Source organism: Streptomyces sp. NPDC055749, from assembly GCF_053617235.1.
This window is the reverse complement of record NZ_JBSHFH010000005.1, coordinates 95,060-111,327: the sequence shown is the minus strand read 5'-3', so window position 1 is coordinate 111,327 and position 16,268 is coordinate 95,060. Positions and strand designations below refer to the sequence as shown.

General features: G+C 69.2%; 16 protein-coding genes and 1 pseudogene. 10 read left to right on the top strand and 7 right to left on the bottom strand.

Features of this window, described 5'->3' with window-relative positions:
* Positions 1–40 precede the first annotated feature (40 nt).
* From ACWGO0_RS05630 to ACWGO0_RS05620, 3 genes are all read left to right on the top strand, one after another.
* Positions 41–2,086 (top strand): B12-binding domain-containing radical SAM protein, encoded by a 2,046-nt coding sequence (locus ACWGO0_RS05630; RefSeq protein ID WP_453528722.1) that lies wholly within the window; start codon positions 41–43, stop codon positions 2,084–2,086.
* The gene (locus tag ACWGO0_RS05625) at positions 2,083–3,594 is read left to right on the top strand and encodes an MFS transporter (RefSeq protein WP_453528426.1); all 1,512 of its coding nucleotides are present in this window, start codon (positions 2,083–2,085) and stop codon (positions 3,592–3,594) included. Before ACWGO0_RS05630 ends, ACWGO0_RS05625 begins: the two co-directional genes overlap by 4 nt.
* Positions 3,595–3,717: 123 nt before the next feature.
* Positions 3,718–5,109 carry a LysR family transcriptional regulator gene (locus tag ACWGO0_RS05620; RefSeq protein WP_453528423.1) on the top strand — a complete coding sequence of 464 codons (1,392 nt, stop codon included), beginning with the start codon at positions 3,718–3,720 and terminating at the stop codon, positions 5,107–5,109.
* A gap of 19 nt (positions 5,110–5,128) precedes the next feature.
* On the opposite strand, the gene ACWGO0_RS05615 is transcribed toward ACWGO0_RS05620, so the two are convergent.
* Positions 5,129–5,779: an HAD family hydrolase gene (locus ACWGO0_RS05615; protein ID WP_453528420.1), complete on the bottom strand. Its 651-nt coding sequence runs from the start codon at positions 5,777–5,779 to the stop codon at positions 5,129–5,131.
* Between the two features lie 202 nt (positions 5,780–5,981).
* Between ACWGO0_RS05615 and ACWGO0_RS05610 the strand changes: the two genes are divergently transcribed.
* Both ACWGO0_RS05610 and ACWGO0_RS05605 read left to right on the top strand, forming a co-directional pair.
* Positions 5,982–6,767: a phytanoyl-CoA dioxygenase family protein gene (locus ACWGO0_RS05610; RefSeq protein WP_453528417.1), complete on the top strand. Its 786-nt coding sequence runs from the start codon at positions 5,982–5,984 to the stop codon at positions 6,765–6,767.
* Positions 6,764–7,717 carry a GNAT family N-acetyltransferase gene (locus ACWGO0_RS05605; protein WP_453528415.1) on the top strand — a complete coding sequence of 318 codons (954 nt, stop codon included), beginning with the start codon at positions 6,764–6,766 and terminating at the stop codon, positions 7,715–7,717. The genes ACWGO0_RS05610 and ACWGO0_RS05605 overlap by 4 nt, the downstream gene beginning before the upstream one ends.
* 56 nt (positions 7,718–7,773) lie before the next feature.
* Here the strand turns inward: ACWGO0_RS05605 and ACWGO0_RS05600 are convergent, their stop codons facing one another.
* Positions 7,774–8,550 carry an enoyl-CoA hydratase/isomerase family protein gene (locus tag ACWGO0_RS05600; RefSeq protein ID WP_453528412.1) on the bottom strand — a complete coding sequence of 259 codons (777 nt, stop codon included), beginning with the start codon at positions 8,548–8,550 and terminating at the stop codon, positions 7,774–7,776.
* A 269-nt stretch (positions 8,551–8,819) separates the two neighbouring features.
* Here ACWGO0_RS05600 and ACWGO0_RS05595 point away from each other — a divergent pair, with 269 nt between their 5' ends.
* Positions 8,820–9,863 (top strand): hypothetical protein, encoded by a 1,044-nt coding sequence (locus ACWGO0_RS05595; protein ID WP_453528409.1) that lies wholly within the window; start codon positions 8,820–8,822, stop codon positions 9,861–9,863.
* An 8-nt stretch (positions 9,864–9,871) separates the two neighbouring features.
* Here the strand turns inward: ACWGO0_RS05595 and ACWGO0_RS05590 are convergent, their stop codons facing one another.
* Both ACWGO0_RS05590 and ACWGO0_RS05585 read right to left on the bottom strand, forming a co-directional pair.
* Positions 9,872–10,411: a DUF1697 domain-containing protein gene (locus tag ACWGO0_RS05590; RefSeq protein WP_453528406.1), complete on the bottom strand. Its 540-nt coding sequence runs from the start codon at positions 10,409–10,411 to the stop codon at positions 9,872–9,874.
* A gap of 167 nt (positions 10,412–10,578) precedes the next feature.
* Positions 10,579–11,832 carry a hypothetical protein gene (locus tag ACWGO0_RS05585; protein WP_453528403.1) on the bottom strand — a complete coding sequence of 418 codons (1,254 nt, stop codon included), beginning with the start codon at positions 11,830–11,832 and terminating at the stop codon, positions 10,579–10,581.
* A gap of 431 nt (positions 11,833–12,263) precedes the next feature.
* Between ACWGO0_RS05585 and ACWGO0_RS05580 the strand changes: the two genes are divergently transcribed.
* Positions 12,264–12,476: a DUF7008 domain-containing protein gene (locus ACWGO0_RS05580; protein WP_453528400.1), complete on the top strand. Its 213-nt coding sequence runs from the start codon at positions 12,264–12,266 to the stop codon at positions 12,474–12,476.
* Between the two features lie 31 nt (positions 12,477–12,507).
* On the opposite strand, the gene ACWGO0_RS05575 is transcribed toward ACWGO0_RS05580, so the two are convergent.
* The 3 genes from ACWGO0_RS05575 to ACWGO0_RS05565 are packed head-to-tail and all read right to left on the bottom strand — an operon-like array spanning position 12,508 to position 13,774.
* Complete coding sequence (locus ACWGO0_RS05575) at positions 12,508–12,882, bottom strand: type II toxin-antitoxin system VapC family toxin (RefSeq protein ID WP_453528397.1); 375 nt, start codon at positions 12,880–12,882, stop codon at positions 12,508–12,510.
* Positions 12,882–13,109 (bottom strand): prevent-host-death protein, encoded by a 228-nt coding sequence (locus ACWGO0_RS05570; protein ID WP_453528394.1) that lies wholly within the window; start codon positions 13,107–13,109, stop codon positions 12,882–12,884. Before ACWGO0_RS05570 ends, ACWGO0_RS05575 begins: the two co-directional genes overlap by 1 nt.
* A gap of 32 nt (positions 13,110–13,141) precedes the next feature.
* A complete protein-coding gene (locus ACWGO0_RS05565; protein WP_453528391.1) occupies positions 13,142–13,774 on the bottom strand; it encodes an ATP-binding protein in 633 nt (210 codons plus the stop codon).
* A gap of 203 nt (positions 13,775–13,977) precedes the next feature.
* On the opposite strand from ACWGO0_RS05565, the gene ACWGO0_RS05560 reads away from it, so the two are divergent.
* The 3 genes and pseudogenes from ACWGO0_RS05560 to ACWGO0_RS05550 all read left to right on the top strand — a co-directional run.
* Positions 13,978–14,862 carry a helix-turn-helix domain-containing protein gene (locus ACWGO0_RS05560; RefSeq protein ID WP_453528388.1) on the top strand — a complete coding sequence of 295 codons (885 nt, stop codon included), beginning with the start codon at positions 13,978–13,980 and terminating at the stop codon, positions 14,860–14,862.
* Positions 14,859–15,059: a DUF397 domain-containing protein gene (locus ACWGO0_RS05555; protein ID WP_453528385.1), complete on the top strand. Its 201-nt coding sequence runs from the start codon at positions 14,859–14,861 to the stop codon at positions 15,057–15,059. Before ACWGO0_RS05560 ends, ACWGO0_RS05555 begins: the two co-directional genes overlap by 4 nt.
* Before the next feature lie 218 nt (positions 15,060–15,277).
* Positions 15,278–16,252, top strand: a pseudogene (locus ACWGO0_RS05550) (RHS repeat-associated core domain-containing protein); the annotation flags it as partial.
* Between the last annotated feature and the right edge of the window lie 16 nt (positions 16,253–16,268).

Here is a 16,268-nt window from a genome sequence, read left to right as displayed (position 1 = left end):
CACAGCGAGAACCGTCCGACCACGAGGAGCCGTGACCAGCATGTCCGCCGAACTCACCAGCCACGGCCGCAAGGTGTACTTCATCGGCCTCAACGCGTTCCCCTTCCTGCCCCTGGTGGCCGGGCTGCTGCGCACCTACGCGGAGCAGGACGAGAACATCGCCGCCGCCTACGACTTCCAGGAGCCCGTCTTCCTGGTCGCGCCGGTCCAGGAGATGGCGGACGGCATCGTCGAGCCCGATGTACTGGCCCTGTCCTGCTACGTGTGGAACTTCCGCCGCCAGATGAAGGTGGCGAAGCTGGTCAAGGAGCGCTACCCGAACGTGATGATCGTGGCCGGCGGACCGCATGTCCCCGACCGGCCCGCGGACTTCTTCGAACGGCACCCGTACGTGGACGTACTGGCGCACGGCGAGGGCGAGGTGGCGTTCCGCGGGCTGCTGGCGGAGCGCCTGACGACGAGCCCCGACTACACGACGGTGCCCGGCGTCTCCGTGCGCCGGGGAGCGGAGGCGGTGGCCGGGCCGAAGGCCGTACGGCTGCCGCGTCTGATCGACACCCCGAGCCCGTATCTGCTGGGGGTGATGGACGGGGCCGTGGCCACCTGCCGGGAGCGGGGGCTGCGCTTCTACGCCCTGTGGGAGACCAACCGGGGCTGCCCGTACTCCTGCTCGTTCTGCGACTGGGGCTCGGCGACGATGAGCACCCTGCGGAAGTTCGAGGACGAACGGCTGCAGGACGAGATCGACTGGTTCGCCCGCCACGACGTGGAGGACCTGTTCATCTGCGATGCCAACTTCGGCATCATGCCGCGCGACCTGGAGATCGCGCACGCCCTGGCGGAGGCCCGGGGCGAGCTGGGGGCCCCGCGGCAGGTCCGGGTCAACTTCGCCAAGAACTCCAACGACCGGGTCTTCGACATCAGCAAGACCTGGCACGACGCCGATCTGCTGATGGGCACCACCCTGTCGATGCAGAGCACCGACATGGACGTCCTGGAGGCCATCGACCGCAAGAACATCGGCCTGGACAACTACCGCAAGCTCCAGCAGCGGTACGCGGCGGAGAACATCCACACCTACACCGAGCTGATCCTCGGCCTGCCCCTGGAGACCGCGCGCTCGTTCCGCGACGGCATCGGCTCACTGCTGGAGGCCGGCAACCACGAGGATCTGCGGGTCTACGAACTGGCCATTCTGCCCAACGCACCGCTCAACACCCCGGAGAAAATAGCCCAGTACGGGCTGCGTACCGTCCCGAAGCGGATGTACGTGGAACGCGACGGCACGCCCGACGACGAGGCGGAGACCGTGCAGATGGTCATGGAGACCAACGCCATGCCGCGGGCCGACTGGGTCGAGTGCTTCAGCTTCATCCAGTCCGTGCAGTTCCTGCACAACGGCTGCTACACCCGCTATCTGTCGATCTTCCTTCGGCAGGAGCACGGCATCGGATACACCCGCTTCTACGAGGGACTGCAGAACCACTTCGCCAAGCGCCCCGACAGCGTCCTCGGCGCCCTCTACCTGCGGATGCGCAGCCTCTACCACGACTACATCGACATCCCCACCCTGCCGCTGGCCAACCTGGTGGCCAGCCAGCCCGACATGGCCGCCGACCTGGCCCCGTACGGCAAGCGCCGGGGCTGGACGATCGACAACTGGGGCTGGCTGCGCATCGCCCGCGACTTCGACCGCTTCCAGGCCGAACTGCGGGAGTACCTCGCCACGCTGGACCTCCACCCCGACCAGGACTCCCGGCTGGACGACGTACTCCGGTTCCAGCGGGACATCATGCTGCGCCCGGAGTACGCGCCGGAGCAGGGCAAGTCCGCCGAGTACGCCCACGACTGGCCCGGCTACTTCACCGCCGGGACACTGGAGCCTCGCCGGATCAAGGTCGCCTACGGCGACCAGAGCTTCGGTGCGAACGGGCGCTACCGGCCGGTCGCCGGTGACCTCAAGGCGTTCACCATGGCGGCGATCGGCACCAGCTACCCGGTCTCCCGCATGGGCCACTACTGCCACCGCTTCGAAGCCGCCGATGTGACGTCACTGGCGGAACCGGTCACCAGCGAACAGCGGTGAACAAGGCTCACGACCGCACGCCGTCCACCGGGCGGCGTGCGGCCCTGGCCGTGCTCGCCGGGGCCTGCGGGCTCTTCTCGCTGCTCCAGCTGGGCGTCGCCACGCTGCTGCCGCAGATCCAGCACGCCTTCGGGGTCTCCGGTACGGACGCGGCATGGATCGTCTCCGGCCATCTGCTGGTCGGGTGCGTCGCCACCCCGGTCGTGGGGCGCCTCGGGGACCTCTACGGCCGGCGGGTGGTGCTGGTCGCGGTGCTCGCCGTCGTCGCGGTGGCCGCGGTCGTGGCCGCCGCCGCGCAGTCGTTCACCGTCCTGCTCGTCGCGCGGCTGGTGCAGGGCGTCGCGGCGGGGCTCTTCCCGCTCGCCATCGGCCTGCTACGGGAGGGGTTCCCGGGGCAGTCGCTCGCCGGGCCCTCCGGGGTGCTGTCCGCGGCCTTCGGTACGGGGGGCGGCATCGGCATCCTGCTGGTCGGCGTCTTCGGGGACGGGGCCGCCGCGTTCCGGGGGCTGTTCGTCACCGCGGGCGTGCTGGCGGTCGTCCTGCTGGTGGCGGGCCTCGCGGTGCTCCCCGAGACTCCGCGCAGGACCGGGACCCGGGTCGACATCCCCGGTCTGCTGCTGCTGAGCGCGGTGAGCGCCTGTCTGCTGCTGGCGCTGACCCAGTACGGCCGGGAAGGACTCGGCTCGGTCACCGGGGCGCTGCTCCTGCTGACCGGGGCGGTGGGCTGTGTGGCGCTCGTACAGGTGGAGCGGCGAGCCGCTCAGCCGGCGATCGACACCCGGCTGCTGGGCCGCCGCCCGATCTGGACCCTCAACGTGGTGAGTCTGCTGACCGGTCTGGTGATGTTCCAGACGGGCATCCTGGCGCCGGTGCTCGCCGACGCCCCACGCTCCACGGGCTACGGGCTGTCCGCCGACGGCGCCCTCACCGTGCTGGTGATGCTGCCGATGCAGGTCGCCGCCGTGACCGGCGGGCTGCTCTCCGGCTGGCTGCGGCAGTCCGGGCTGATGACGGCGCGGGCCGTGATGATCACCAGCACTCTGCTGTTCGCCGCCTCCCCCGCCGTGTTCGCCCTCATGACCGGGACCGCGGCCGGCCTGGCGCTGGGCACGGCGCTGACCGGACTCGGCACCGGGCTGCTCGGCGGCGCCATGGCCGAGCTGCTCACGCTCGCCTCGCCGAGCGGTTCGACGGCGGTGACGGTCGGCATCAACAGCGTGCTACGCAACCTCGGGGGCTCCTTCGGGGTGCAGGTCAGTTTCATGGTCCTGGCCGTGACGACGAGCACCCATGGATTTCCGGCCGCCTCCTCGTACACGACCGTCTTCGTGGGGGCCACCGTGCTGGCCGCCGCCGGGATCGCCGCGGCGCTGGCGTTCCCGCGTACCGCTGCCCCGCCCGCTGCCCCGCCCGCCGATCCACTCGCCGTCCCGCCCGCCGGGGAGGCGGATCCGGAGGCTCCGATCAGCTCCGGTCGGGTCACCCCCACGATCCGGCCAACTACCTGACGGCGCCCCCTCCGCGCCCACGGACGGCCTTACGGTGGCGAGACGTACGTCACGCGAGGCCCGCACCGTCCCTCCTGCCGCGACGGGTGGGCGGGTCCGGTCCGACGGGGGGAGGAGTGCTGGATGTTCGATCTTCGGCGTTCGGATGTGGCCTTGCTGCAAGCGGTTTCCGACCACGGGAGCCTGCACGCGGTGGAACGGGGCGGCCGGATGACGCAGTCGTCCGCGAGCCGCCGTCTGATCAAGCTGGAGCGGCGGCTGCGCACCCCGCTGGTGTCGCGCAGTTCCACGGGGACCGAACTCACCGAGGCCGGTCACGCCCTGCTGCACGCGGGGCGGCGACTGGTGGGCGCGATCGACTTCGCGATGGCCACGGCCCACCACCGCACCGACACGGAGGAGCGGCTGCCGGTCGTGCAGTTCGCGGTGGGCACGGAGCGGGCCTACGGCATGGGCCGCGACCTGGCGGATCGTTTCCCCGAAGCGGTGTTCGACGTCGTGCCTGGCGACAGCCGTGACGTCTGGCAGCGGTTCGAGCGGTACGCGGTCGACGCCGCCTGCGGCTGGGAGACCACCCGCAGGCCGGGACTGCGGCGCAGCGAGGCGCTGGTGCGCACCGTCGTCGACGAACCGCAGTGGGTCGCCCTGCCCAGGGACCATCCGCTCGCCCGGCGGGAGACCCTCGACCTGCACGACCTTGCCGACGCGGAGTGGGTGGCCACGGTGGGCGGTGACGCGTGCGACGACCAGGGCTGGGCCTTCTCCCTGCTCTCGCCCGCTCCCCGCGTCAGCTTCACGGTCCGCTCGCAGAGCGCGGCCCTGGAGCTGGTCGGCCGGGGCTACGGCGTGGCACTGGTCTCCCCGCTCTCGCCGGAGCCGGAGCACGAACTGAGCCTGGTGCTCAAACCGTTGCGTCAGCGACTGGTCCGCCGGCTCTCCCTGGCCGTGGACCCACTGGTGGTCCCGCTGACGCTCGCGCACGAGCTGTGCACCTGGCTGCGGTACGGCTACGCGCAGCGCGCGGCGAAGCGGAATCCCGTGTACGCCGCCTCCGCCTCCTTCCCTCCGCTCACCGAGGGTCGGCGACCGATACGGACGAGGCCCGAGCCCGAGGCCCCTTCCTCCGGGGACGACGGCCCGCTTCCCGTCCTCCTCTCCGAACTCCACTGGGCCGGGCCGGACTCGGACAACCGCTTCGAGGCGGAGCACCTGCATCTGCTCCGGGTCATCGACCGGATCGGCAGCCTGAACCGGGCCGCCGCCACCCTGCTGGTCACACAGCCCGCTCTGACCCGGCGAATCCACCGGCTGGAGAAGGGCTGCGGGCTGCCGCTGGTCTACAGCACGGCACGCGGCACCTCACTGTCCGCCGCCGCCCGCCGGCTGCTGGACTGTACGGGGCCGGCCGAGAGCCGGCTCGACGAACTGGTGGGCCGTATGCGGCAGATCGCGGCGGCGCAGACGATCGGCACCCCGCCCGGCCCGGCCGCCCCCCGGGCCAGGGCCTGCGCCTGAGCATCGGGACCGGGCGGGGTCAGGAGACCGGGGACAGCGCGGCGAGCTGCCGGACCAGAGCCCCTTCGGTCTCCGCCGCGGTGCGGTGGTGGACGGTGGCCATCCCCAGGGCGGACGCGGCACGGACGTTACGTCCCAGGTCGTCCACGAACACACACTCCTCGGGCCGGCGGCCCAGCAGACGGGCGGTGTGGCGGAAGATCTCCGGTTCCGGTTTGCGCATCCCCACCTCGCCGGAGATCACCACCGCGTCGAACAGCTCGTCCCAGCCCTCACGGTCGTAGCGATGCCCCCAGGAGTTGGAGAGCAGCGCCACGGGAACCCCCGCATCCCTCACCCGCCGCAGCAGCCCGGTCATGACCGGATCCATGGTGAAGGGCGCGAACATGCGCTGCACCAGCCCCGCGGCCGGCACGGGCGTGCCGTCGGTGCGTCGTAGGAGCGCGGCGAGCGAGGACTCGAAGTCCGCCACGGACAGCTCACCCCGCTCGACCCGGTGGAACGGGTTGGGGCGGCCGTCCGCGACCGCGCCCGGCCCCAGCAGCCGCCCGAGGACCGCGTCGAACTCCCCGGCCGCCACTCCCTCACCGGCCGCCCACACGTCGATCGCCTCGCTGAAGGGCTGCGTCAGTACGCCGCCCCAGTCCACGATCAGCGCCGTCCCCGCCATGCGAATCCTCCAGCTCGGACCGAGTCCACCGGTCCACCCACCCTAGAGGCCGCGAACCCCCGTACGCCCTATGCCATTTGGGGCCTGCCCCGAACCGTCCGCGGCCGTTCCGTTGCCGGTGCGCGGGCGGCTTGCACATAGTCGAGTCACACACAGAGTTCTTGACGCCGCACGCCCGTGCGCGTACAGAAAGGTGGAGCCGATGCCCCTCAGCCAGTCGATCGCAGACCTCGCCGGCGAACTGGAGGAGCGCGGCGTCATCCAGCTCGACGACCTGGTGCCCGAACCAGCCCTCGATCTGATGCGCCGCGGCTGTTCGGATCTCATCCGGCGGACCGAGGACATGCGCTACAGCACCTTCGGATGGCAGCTGGAGTCGGACGGCGAGGGCGGCGGATGGGCCGCGCGCGCCGCGGGCAAGGAGTGCATCCCCGGCAAGGTACGGGTCGTGGGCATGGCCCATGAGCACTCGCCCGAGCTGGCCGCGATCCCGGAGATGATCAACCTCAACGAGGGTGTGGTCCGGCCGCTGCACGGTGTCGCGGGCGACTTCTACAACACCTTCCTGTGGGCGAAGCCCTCGGAGGTCGGCTCGGAGAAGCCGTGGCACCAGGACGCCCTGTTCCTCAAGGAGGAGTTCTACGAGAAGTACGAGGACGTCTACACCATCTGGATCGCGGTGGACGACGCCCGCGAGGACAACGGCTGCCTGCAGTTCCTGCCCGGTTCACACCGCGAGCGGATCGCGTACAAGCCGGACGGCATCAACCAGGACGACCTCTTCGCCTCGCCGCGCGAACCCACGCTCGACATCAACAGGCTCTGGCCGGAGCTGACCCCGGTGACCCTCCCCCGGCGCGCCGGGTCCGCGGTACTGTTCGGCGGCTTCACCGCCCACACGTCGGCCCCCAACCGCACCGAGGACGAGCGCCGGGCGGTCAGTTACGTCTACTCGCTCCCCCGGCTGGACAAGGGCGCGGCCCGATGACGACCCCTGCCCTGCTCCCCCTCGATCCGAGCGCCCACACGGACACCGTCTGGCGGCTCGCCCACGACAGGGACCTCGCAGCGCTGGGCAGGGCCGAGACGACCCGCGCCTGGATCGCGGGCCGGCTGACCGCTCCGGGCATCGACGCCCGGAGCGACGCGCGGCTGCTGCCGGGCCCGGACGGCAGGCCCGTGGGCGCGGTATGGCTCAGCAGCGCTTCGGGGGTCTCGGGGTGGACGGCGGAGCTGGTACTCGGCCCGGAGGCGACGGCCGAGGACGGGTCCCGGCTGCTGGAGTTCGCGGAGAGACGCTGCGGCGAGCTACTGGCCAGGGGCGGTCTTCCGGCCGGGGGCGAGTTGTCCTGCTTCGTCTCCGAGGGCGAGAAGGCCGCCCGGGCCGCCCTGGACCAGCGGGGCTTCGGCTCCCCGCACCCGTACTACCGCATGGCCGTCACGCTGGACGGCGAACTCCCGCAGCTCCCCGCCGCCGTGCCGGGCACGGTGGCACGCCCACTGGACGGCGAGCAGGATCTGCGTACGTTCCACGAGGTGAAGAACAGGGCGTTCGCGGCCGAGGAGGCGGGCAAGAGCGAGGACGGGTTCGACACCTGGCTGGAGTGGTGGCGGACGGACCCGGGCGTGGACCCGTCGCAGTGCGCCCTCCTGGAGGCGGACGGTACGGCGGTCGGCTTCGCCAACATCACGGACCGCATGCTCGACAGCCGTAACGCGGCGTACGTACGCCAGATCGGCATCGCGCCGGAGGCACGGCAACGGGGCCTGGGAAGCCTGCTGCTGCTTTCGGTGATGCACGCGTCACGGCGCCGGGGCCGTACGGCGATGGTGCTGACCGTCGACACGGACAACGCTCCCGCGCTCGCCCTCTACGAGCGGCTGGGCTGGCAGGTGGAGTCCCGCTTCGACGACTTCCGGCGGACGGTGAAGCAGTGAGGCGGTGAGGCGGGTGGTTCGTGGGTTACGCGTGCCCCACGAACCACCCACCCCCCTCAGCTACGCCCGATGATGCGGCGCATCCGGACCTGCGCCTCGCCCGCCGCGAACGCCTTGCGGTGCGAGTCCTTGGCCTCGGAGCGGACCCGCTCCAGCCCCTCCACGAACGGGGCGTTGACCCGCGCCCTGGTGCCCTGCACCGCCTCCGGGGTGTAGCGCGCCAGGGTGCGGGACAGCTCCAGCGCGCGGCCGAGCGTGTCCTCGACGGGCTGCACCTCATGGAGGAGCCCATCGGCGAGCGCCCGCTCGGCGGGCCACTCCTCGCAGGTGTAGAGCATCCGCTGCATGACGGTGGTGCCGACGGTGTAACGCAGCATGAAGCCACCGAAGTTGCAGGCGATGCCCACCTTCAGCTCCGGCATCACGAGCCGGGCGTTCGCACTGCCCACCCGGTAGTCGCAGCACAGGGCGATCTGGAGGCCGACCCCGATGGCATAGCCGTCGATCGCCGCGACGACGGGCTTGGAGATTCCCGCGATCGTCCCGTAGAGATCGGTGATGTCGTCGATCCAGTCGTTCACCTCGTCGCCGCCGGTGAACATGGAGACCTCGTTGAAGTCGCCGCCGACGCCGAAGGAACGCCCGGGACCGCCGTACAGCAGGACGCACCGCACCTTGTCGTCCGCGTCGATGTCGCGCATCAGCGCGGTGAGTTCCCGCATCCGGGCCCGGCTGAAGGGGTTCTGCTCGTGTGCGCCCGTGAATTCCATGAGGAGGACTCCGTCGTCGTCCTTGGAACACGCTATGGACTCACCGGGCTGCTGATTCACCATCGGACTCTTTCCCTCGGGTCGGCCCTGTGGCCTGCGGAAAAGCTCGTTGCACCTCACCGGCCAATTTCCCATTGGCCGAATTCACGCCTATGGCAAATCGCAAGGAATACTAAGGACGGTGCAGAGGCCAGTCAACGCCTGATCCGGTCAACTGTCGCCGATACAGCGGGACTTCCTCAAGAGAGCCGGAAAAGAGAAAACGAAGAGGCGGCCGAAAGACGATCTCCTGCGCGCGTGTTTGTCTCTCCGCCGACGGAAGGAGCGAGAAGGTGGCCCCACTCACCATCGTCCTGGGCACCGGCCGTTGCGGTTCGACGATGCTCTCGGATCTCGTGAACGAACACCGGGAGGTGCTCAGCCTCAGCGAGTTCTTCGCCTGCCTGGACCCCTGGGGATTCACGGGAGGCGACCTGGACGGCCCGGCGTTCTGGGACCTGCTCAGCACACCGCGGCTGAAGCCCAACACGCTGATGCGCAAGGGTGTCAGGGTCCCCGAGTACCGCTACCCGCTCGGTTCCGGCCGCTACGCCGCCGGAGAGGTGCCCGCGCTCTCCGTGATGACGCTGCCCCCGCTGACCGACGACCCGGACGCGCTGCTCGACAGCATCCGGGACGAGGTGACCGGCTGGCCGGTGGCCCCGCTCCCCCGCCAGTACCTGCGGCTCTTCGCCTGGTGGGCCGCGTTCCTCGGCCGCGACGTCGTGATCGAGCGCTCGGGCGCCGCGCAGCGGTTCCTGCCCGACCTCCTGACGTACTTCCCCGAGGCCCGCTTCGTCCATATGTACCGCCACGGCCCGGACTGCGCGGTGTCCATGAGCCGGCACCCCATCTTCCGTCTCGCGGTGAAGATCAGGGAGATGCGCAGGATTCTGGGAGTGGATCCGTACGCGGTCCATGACCCGGAACACCCACGACTCCTCCCGGAGGAGCTGCGCAGGTTCGCGCCGGACACCCTGGACGCCTCGGCGCTGGCCGACGCCGACCTCCCCCTGGAACGGTTCGGGACGATGTGGTCGTACAGCACCGCCGCCGTCAAACACCTCGAAGGACTGTCCGAGGACCGGCTGCTGCACATCTCGTACGACCGGATCGTGGCCGACCCGGTCCCGGAACTCACCCGCTTCGGCCGCTTCACGGGCATCCCGGAGCCGGCTGCCTGGGCGGCCCGGGTGGCCGGCAGGGTGGACGCGGGCCGTACGGGAGCCGCCGCCGCGCTCTCCCCCGCGCAGACCGAGGAACTGCACCGCGCGTGCGCGCCCGGGATGCGGCGCCTGGCCACGTTCGTGGGCGAGCCGCTACCGGCCCCCCGCTGACCCCGGCATCAGCCCTTCTTCGCCGCGGCCAGGATCTTGCCGACGGTATGGAAGAAGCGCGTCGTCGCGTCACGCCCGAGGACCCGCTCCTGGAACCCCTTGGCGTTCGGCGCCTTGCCGTTGATCAGGTGCCAGACCACAAACGCCTCGTACGGCTCGGTGTGGACGATCTCGATGTCCTTCTTCGGCGACATCAGTGGCAGTTCCAGCGCCGGATCGATCCGCTCGGTCGTGAACACGACGCAGCAGCGCATGTCGTCGGTGACGGTGAGGTCCTTGAAGGGGTCGAGCGCGAGGAGTGCCTCCACCTCGGGGACCGTACGCAGACAGACCGCCACCTCGTACCCGAGGGCCTCGCGCAGATGCGTACGGATGGTCGCACCCAGCGCTTCGCGGCCGTCCTCCCCCGACTCGAAGAAGACGTTCCCGGTCTGGATGTAGCTGCGGACCGAATCGAAGCCCATCTCGGTGAACAGGCCGCGCAGATACTCCATCCTGACCGAGCGGCCGGGAACGTTCAGGCCACGCAGAAACGCGATGTACAGCACACCGAACCACCTTGCCCGCCGTGGAAGACCCTTTCGGGCCGACGCTACCGCCGCACAGGGCGTGCCGCGGAATCGTTGCCCCTGACCGCTGCACGCGAGGGCCCCCGCAGATTCACCGCGGGGGCCCTTGCGTGGCCTACCGGAACGCTGTGCCCGGCCTTGGGGCTTCACTCCTTGGGAATGGTGCCCACACACTGGGAGAATGGGGTGTTCGCCACGCATTCGAACAGCGGGCTCCACTTGGTGTCTGCGCTGGCACCGGCAGACACTGTTTCGTCGCACGACTGGTCGGAGAGACCCCAGAGGGATCCATTCGGCCAACCGGCGTCATTCGTGCGGCTCTCTATCTTCTCGATACAGGGCGCGGGCGCCCCGAGCCGCTTGACCTCCTCCATGAATTCCAGGAACTGGTCGTTCTGGGGAGCGTCGTTGAGCTGGTTCACCGTCTTCTGCGCTTCGGTCCGCTCCTGCTCGGTCGCGTCCGCGTCCTGGACCGTCAGCAGCGCCTTGCTGTTCTTCTCCAGGACCTGCTGGATCTTCTCCTGATCCTTCGGATCCTCCGGCTTCGTCTTCGGATCCACGTTCGCCTTCATGCCCTCGGCGGTCTTCTTCACGCCGGTCTCGATCTTCTTCTGCTCCGCCGGGGGCGGGGCCTGCTCCTTCGGCTTCGGCTTCGTGAGTGCCACCAGCGCATCGCTGAGCAGTTCCGCGGTCGCCCTGAAGCTCGCCTTGGTCGCCGGCGACGCACCGGGTTCCCCGACGACGAACGAGGCGAATGCGATGTTGAGCGCGACGTCCCTGTAGGCGGCCCGTTCGTCCGTCGGCCTCTTCGTGTCCTGGGCCAGCTTCAACGCAGCGGCCATACCCGCCACGGTCTTCGTGTACGTGGCCTTGTCCTGCACCGACGTGTTCACGTCGTCGATCTTGTTCAGCGTTACGCCGATCTGGTTCACGATGGTCGTGTACGCGGCCTTGTCCGCGGCCGACGTTGCCGGGTTATTGATGATCTTCAGAGTCTCGGAAACCACCTTGTCCAGCTCCGCCTTGACCTGCTCCGGCGGATTCTCTACCTGTTCCTCCACCTTCTTCTGTTCCTGAGGCGTCATCTGCTTCTGGCCGTCCTGCAGCTCCTGCAGTTCCTGCGGCTCCTGCTGCTCCTCTTCCGGGGGCGGGTTCTGCTGCTCCTCCGGCGGTGGGTTCTGTTCCTCAGGCGGCGGGTTCTCCTCCTCCGGCGGTGGTGGGTTCTCCTCCTCCGGGGGCGGCGGGTTCTCCTCCTCCGGAGGCGGCGGCGGGTTCTGCTCCTCCGGCGGCGGTGGGTCCGGGGGATCGGGAGGTCCGGCCGACGTGGTCTGAGTGAGGACGTCGGACGACGCCGCCACAGCAGTGCCCATGCCTACCGGCACTGCGAGCGCTGCGACCAAGCAGGACGAGCCGACAGTGCGATAGATCTTTCGCCGGGCATTCTTGGTCATGACGGTTCCAGGTGCGCTGGTGATGTGAGGCCTGCCTATGTGGACTCGGGCGTGAAAACCCAAGTTCACCGGAGCTCCATAGCTCAACGGTGCACTGGCAATCCAAGTAGCACTGGCATTCCGAGTTCAAGTCTTCGCCCCCTCGTCAAGGACCGCAACTCGACTCTGTACGTTATGGAGTTGATTCAGAGTTCAACATGGAAATCCGCGGGCCGGCACTCATCCGGCCCGGTCGGCCGGCCGGGCCAGGGCCTGACACAGCGTGGCCGACTCCCTCAAGCCGTCCTACAGGCGGGGTCGCGGCAAGCCGGCCGTGCCGAAGGAGCGGTTCATCTCGTACGCAACGCGCGCGACCTCCGGAACCCCCGTCCTCCGAGGAAATGGCCCCGCTCCTCGCAGGCGTCCTCGAACTTCAGCCCTGGCTCGGCCAGTGGCACAACGAGTTCGATCCGCTGTACGGCAGCACTCCCGCCGCCTTCTTCGGCGGTTACCGCGCCACCCAGCAGGGCGAGCACGGTCTGACCGACGACGATCTGCGTGACTGGCGCCCCGCCCCGGCCTCCCGTCGCGGTCGGCGCCCGGCAGGCGGCTGACGGGCCTAGCGGCACGGACACGGCGTACAGGTCAGACCGGCATGACCTGTACGTCGTACTGCGGGATCCACTCGTTCCGAGTGACCAGGACCATCCCTTCGGCCTGTGCCTGAGCGATCAGCATCCGGTCGAAGGGGTCCGTGTGCAGTATCGGCAGCCGTCCGGCCCGCACCCCGTGGGCAGCGGTGATGGGCAGGCCCGCGAAGTGGAGGTCACGCACCTGTTCAGCCAGATCTCCCGGGCCTTCGAACGTGCCGAGGAACTGCTTGATGGTGATCTCCCACGGTGACACGGCGCTGACGTGGACTCCCGGCTCGGTGTCCAGCAGATCCCTGACCTTGGGGGACAGTTCCGGTGAGTCGTCCAGCCACCACATGACCACGCGGGTGTCGAGCAGTAGTCGCATCAGCGCACCCCGAAGGCTTCGGCAATGGTGGCAGGCGGGTCGTCGAAGTTGGCAGGGATGCGGATACGTCCCCGGAGCGAGCCACGACCGGCGCGCAGCACCTTCGCCGGTGGCGGCAGTAACGGCGGCACCTTCGGTACCGGCTCACCGGCCCTGCTGATCACGACCAGCCGACCGTCGATCACCAGCGTCAAAATGCCGGTGAAGCGTGGCCCTGCGCTGCGCACGTTGCGCTGACGGAACCTCTTCCACAGCCCCCTCACGACGCGGCCACCGGCCCCCCGGTCCGCACGGTCACCGGTTCCGCCGCGTGCAGGCGAAGTGCCGGGCCACCGTCGTCCAGGGCGATGACGATGGCCAGCCCACCTGACGCGTACCGCTCGCTCCTGACTGCCTCGACCATGTGCCAGGCGCCCCATGCGCGTACGCACTGACCGGGGCGGACGGTGACGGCCGCGATCTCCAGATCCGGGGGTTCAGGAGCGACACCGGGGGCCAGCAGTTCCGCCCAGACGGTCTTGCCGATCCCGGCGGGGCGCTCGTCCACGCCCCAGCGATGAGCCAGGGCGGCGACCAGCATCAACCCACGCCCGGCCGTATCCGTCTCACGGGGCTGCTGCACCTCCGGCCGCCCCGGCCCGGCGTCGCTGACTTCCAGGCGCAGGCGTGCGCCTTTCTCCCTGCACACGACGCGTACGCCCACCAGCCGGTCGCCGGGCACGGGGACCCGCAGCGCGTTGGTCACCAGCTCGGAGAGCACCAACTCGCCGTCGGCCAGGGTGTCGTGACTGGCACGCCACTCCCCGAGCTTGGCCCGCAGGACAGTCCGAGCTCTGGGGACGCTGCCATGGCAGCGAGGGAGCCTGAAGTTCGCTTCGTTCAATGTAGCCACAGCAGCTCCAAGAAGATCGATGCCCGGAATCCCTTACAGGTATGGGGAGTTCGCGCCGCCCGGCACCGCATCGCATCCCCATCACCAGCAGAATGGACGAGCCACACACCAATCTGCAACGTTGCCGATCGATGTAGCGGCTTTTTTCCCTCGTTCGGGTAACCTCGCCACGTCTGAGCGGCCACTTTGATAGAGGTGTTCACATGTACGCGAAGAGCACCACTGCGAACCCATCAACCGTTCTCGGCCGCCAACTCGGGGATGAGTTGCGGAGGTTGCGGGAGGCGGCAGGCATGACCACCGCACAGTCGGCCGAGGCTCTCGACTGCACCAAAGGGAAGATCAGCCGGATCGAGAATGGTCGCGTGGCGCTCCGGCTCCCTGATCTCGCAGCGATGCTGCTCGCGTACCAAGTCTCGGACGACGAAGTCCGAGAGCGGCTGACATCGCTCGCGCGGAAGGCCAACCGGAGGCGCAGGGAAGGGTGGTGGAACGAGTACGGCGATGTGCTCGCAGACACCTACCGGGACCAGATCGAGATGGAGGCCATCTCCGACAGCATTCGCACCTACCAGGTGCAGCTGGTTCCGGGGCTCCTTCAGACAGCCGCATACGGGCGCGCAGTGACTGTGGCTTCGCGCGCATGGCAGACCCCGGAGGAGATCGAGCAGTTCGTCGAGGTGCGGCTTGCCAGGCAGAAGCGGCTGACCGGCGAGGCACCCATGGAGCTGTGGGCGGTACTCGCCGAAGGCGTCCTCCGGCAACAGGTGGGAGGTCCTGACGTGATGCGAGCGCAGCTGGAACACATGGCGGCAGTGGCCGAGCGACCCAACATCACCGTGCAGGTGCTGCCCTTCGAACGTGGCGCCCACTCGGGTATGTTCGGCCCATACCTGCTGCTCAGCTTCCCGCAGGCGTCGTCCCTCGACCTCGTCCTGTCGGAATCACCAACCGGCAACGTCTGGACCGAACGGGAGCCTGATGTGGCGCGCTACCGAACTCTCTTCGACGACGCGCGCACAGCAGCACTGCCACCGACAGAGTCACTCGCACTGATCCATCGCATCGCCAAGGAGCATCAGCCATGACCCCTGCTGGAATAGCGCCAGACGTGGCCGGCGCGACATGGCGCACGAGCAGCTACAGCGGTGGGCAAGGTGACTGCGTCCAGGTCGCCGACAACCTCCCCCACCTCATCCCCGTCCGCGACAGCAAGCGCACCACCGGCCCCATCATCGGCTTCAGCCCCGACGCCTGGCGCACGTTCATCAGTCAGCTGGTCTGAGCCGCTCGGGCCGAGGGGAGGCAGCAGCTACGCCTGTCTGCCCTCGCCCGCACGGCCCGGAGTGTCCGAACGTTGCCCTGACACCGGCAGAAACCGCTCGGTGCGACATCATGCGTTCTGCGCCAGTGGGTGGACCTCCGTCGAGATCACAACGGCGCCGCCGCGCCGGCGAGCCTTCAAGCCGACCTCTTGAGGCCCTATCGGGCAAAGCGGAGGTGTGGCACTACACGTGGGACGCCGAGGACCGGCTCACCGCAGTGACGACGCCGGACGGAACGCGATGGCGGTACGAGTACGCCGCGTCAGGCCGACGTATAGCCAAGTTGCGCCTGTCGGCGGACGGTACGACCGTCATCGAGCGCAGCGACTTCACCTGGGACGGGCCGACACTGTGCGAGCAGACCACGGTCTCGGACGAGTCGCCTCATTCGGTCACCCTCACTTGGGACCACGACGGCCTGCGGCCGGTGGCCCAGACGGAACGCATCATGGCGGTGGTGGCGCAGGGGGCGGGGGATGGTCAGCATGGCGCTCAGGCACGCCCCTTGGCGGGCCTACACGCCATGGTGCAGGCGGCCGGTGCGGTTGAAGCGGCTGCAGCAGTCGGAGTGCCGAACGGGGTGCACGCAGCCCAGCACGAGATCGACTCTCGCTTCTTCGCCATTGTCACCGACCTCGTCGGCGCGCCCTGCGAACTCGTCGACGAGCAAGGCGGTATCGCCTGGCACAGCCGCCGCACCCTGTGGGGCACCACCACATGGGCATCCGACAGCACCGCGTACACGCCGCTGCGCTTCCCCGGCCAGTACTACGCCCCTGAGACAGGGCTGCACTACAACTACTTCCGGCATTACGATCCGGAGACGGCCCGATACCTCACCCCGGACCCGCTCGGCCTCGTCCCGGCGCCGAACCCGTCGACGTATGTCCTCAATCCGCACACCTGGACCGCCCCTCTCGGCCTGTCACCGTGCCCTCCTCATCTGTTCCGCGGAACCACCACAGGTTTCGAGGGCAGCCCCGGCGTCGCCAGCGTGTTCGCGACGCAGGCCGAGAGGTTCGGCGACGCCATCGTCGAGGTCTATCCGCGCGGCGCGCTGGACGGGGTCCCGGTCCACCAGGGGTACATCGCGCGGGAGGCCGAATGGTCGGTCGAGCAAGATCGACGACGGGGACATCGATCCGCTCCTTGAATACGATGTTCCCAAG

Coding starts and splice junctions, on each gene's coding strand:
- ACWGO0_RS05630 (WP_453528722.1), top strand. CDS start 41: ATGTCCGCCGAACTCACCAGCCACGGCCGCAAGGTGTACTTCATCGGC.
- ACWGO0_RS05620 (WP_453528423.1), top strand. CDS start 3,718: ATGTTCGATCTTCGGCGTTCGGATGTGGCCTTGCTGCAAGCGGTTTCC.
- ACWGO0_RS05615 (WP_453528420.1), bottom strand. CDS start 5,779: ATGGCGGGGACGGCGCTGATCGTGGACTGGGGCGGCGTACTGACGCAG.
- ACWGO0_RS05610 (WP_453528417.1), top strand. CDS start 5,982: ATGCCCCTCAGCCAGTCGATCGCAGACCTCGCCGGCGAACTGGAGGAG.
- ACWGO0_RS05605 (WP_453528415.1), top strand. CDS start 6,764: ATGACGACCCCTGCCCTGCTCCCCCTCGATCCGAGCGCCCACACGGAC.
- ACWGO0_RS05600 (WP_453528412.1), bottom strand. CDS start 8,550: ATGGTGAATCAGCAGCCCGGTGAGTCCATAGCGTGTTCCAAGGACGAC.
- ACWGO0_RS05580 (WP_453528400.1), top strand. CDS start 12,264: ATGGCCCCGCTCCTCGCAGGCGTCCTCGAACTTCAGCCCTGGCTCGGC.
- ACWGO0_RS05575 (WP_453528397.1), bottom strand. CDS start 12,882: ATGCGACTACTGCTCGACACCCGCGTGGTCATGTGGTGGCTGGACGAC.
- ACWGO0_RS05560 (WP_453528388.1), top strand. CDS start 13,978: ATGTACGCGAAGAGCACCACTGCGAACCCATCAACCGTTCTCGGCCGC.
- ACWGO0_RS05555 (WP_453528385.1), top strand. CDS start 14,859: ATGACCCCTGCTGGAATAGCGCCAGACGTGGCCGGCGCGACATGGCGC.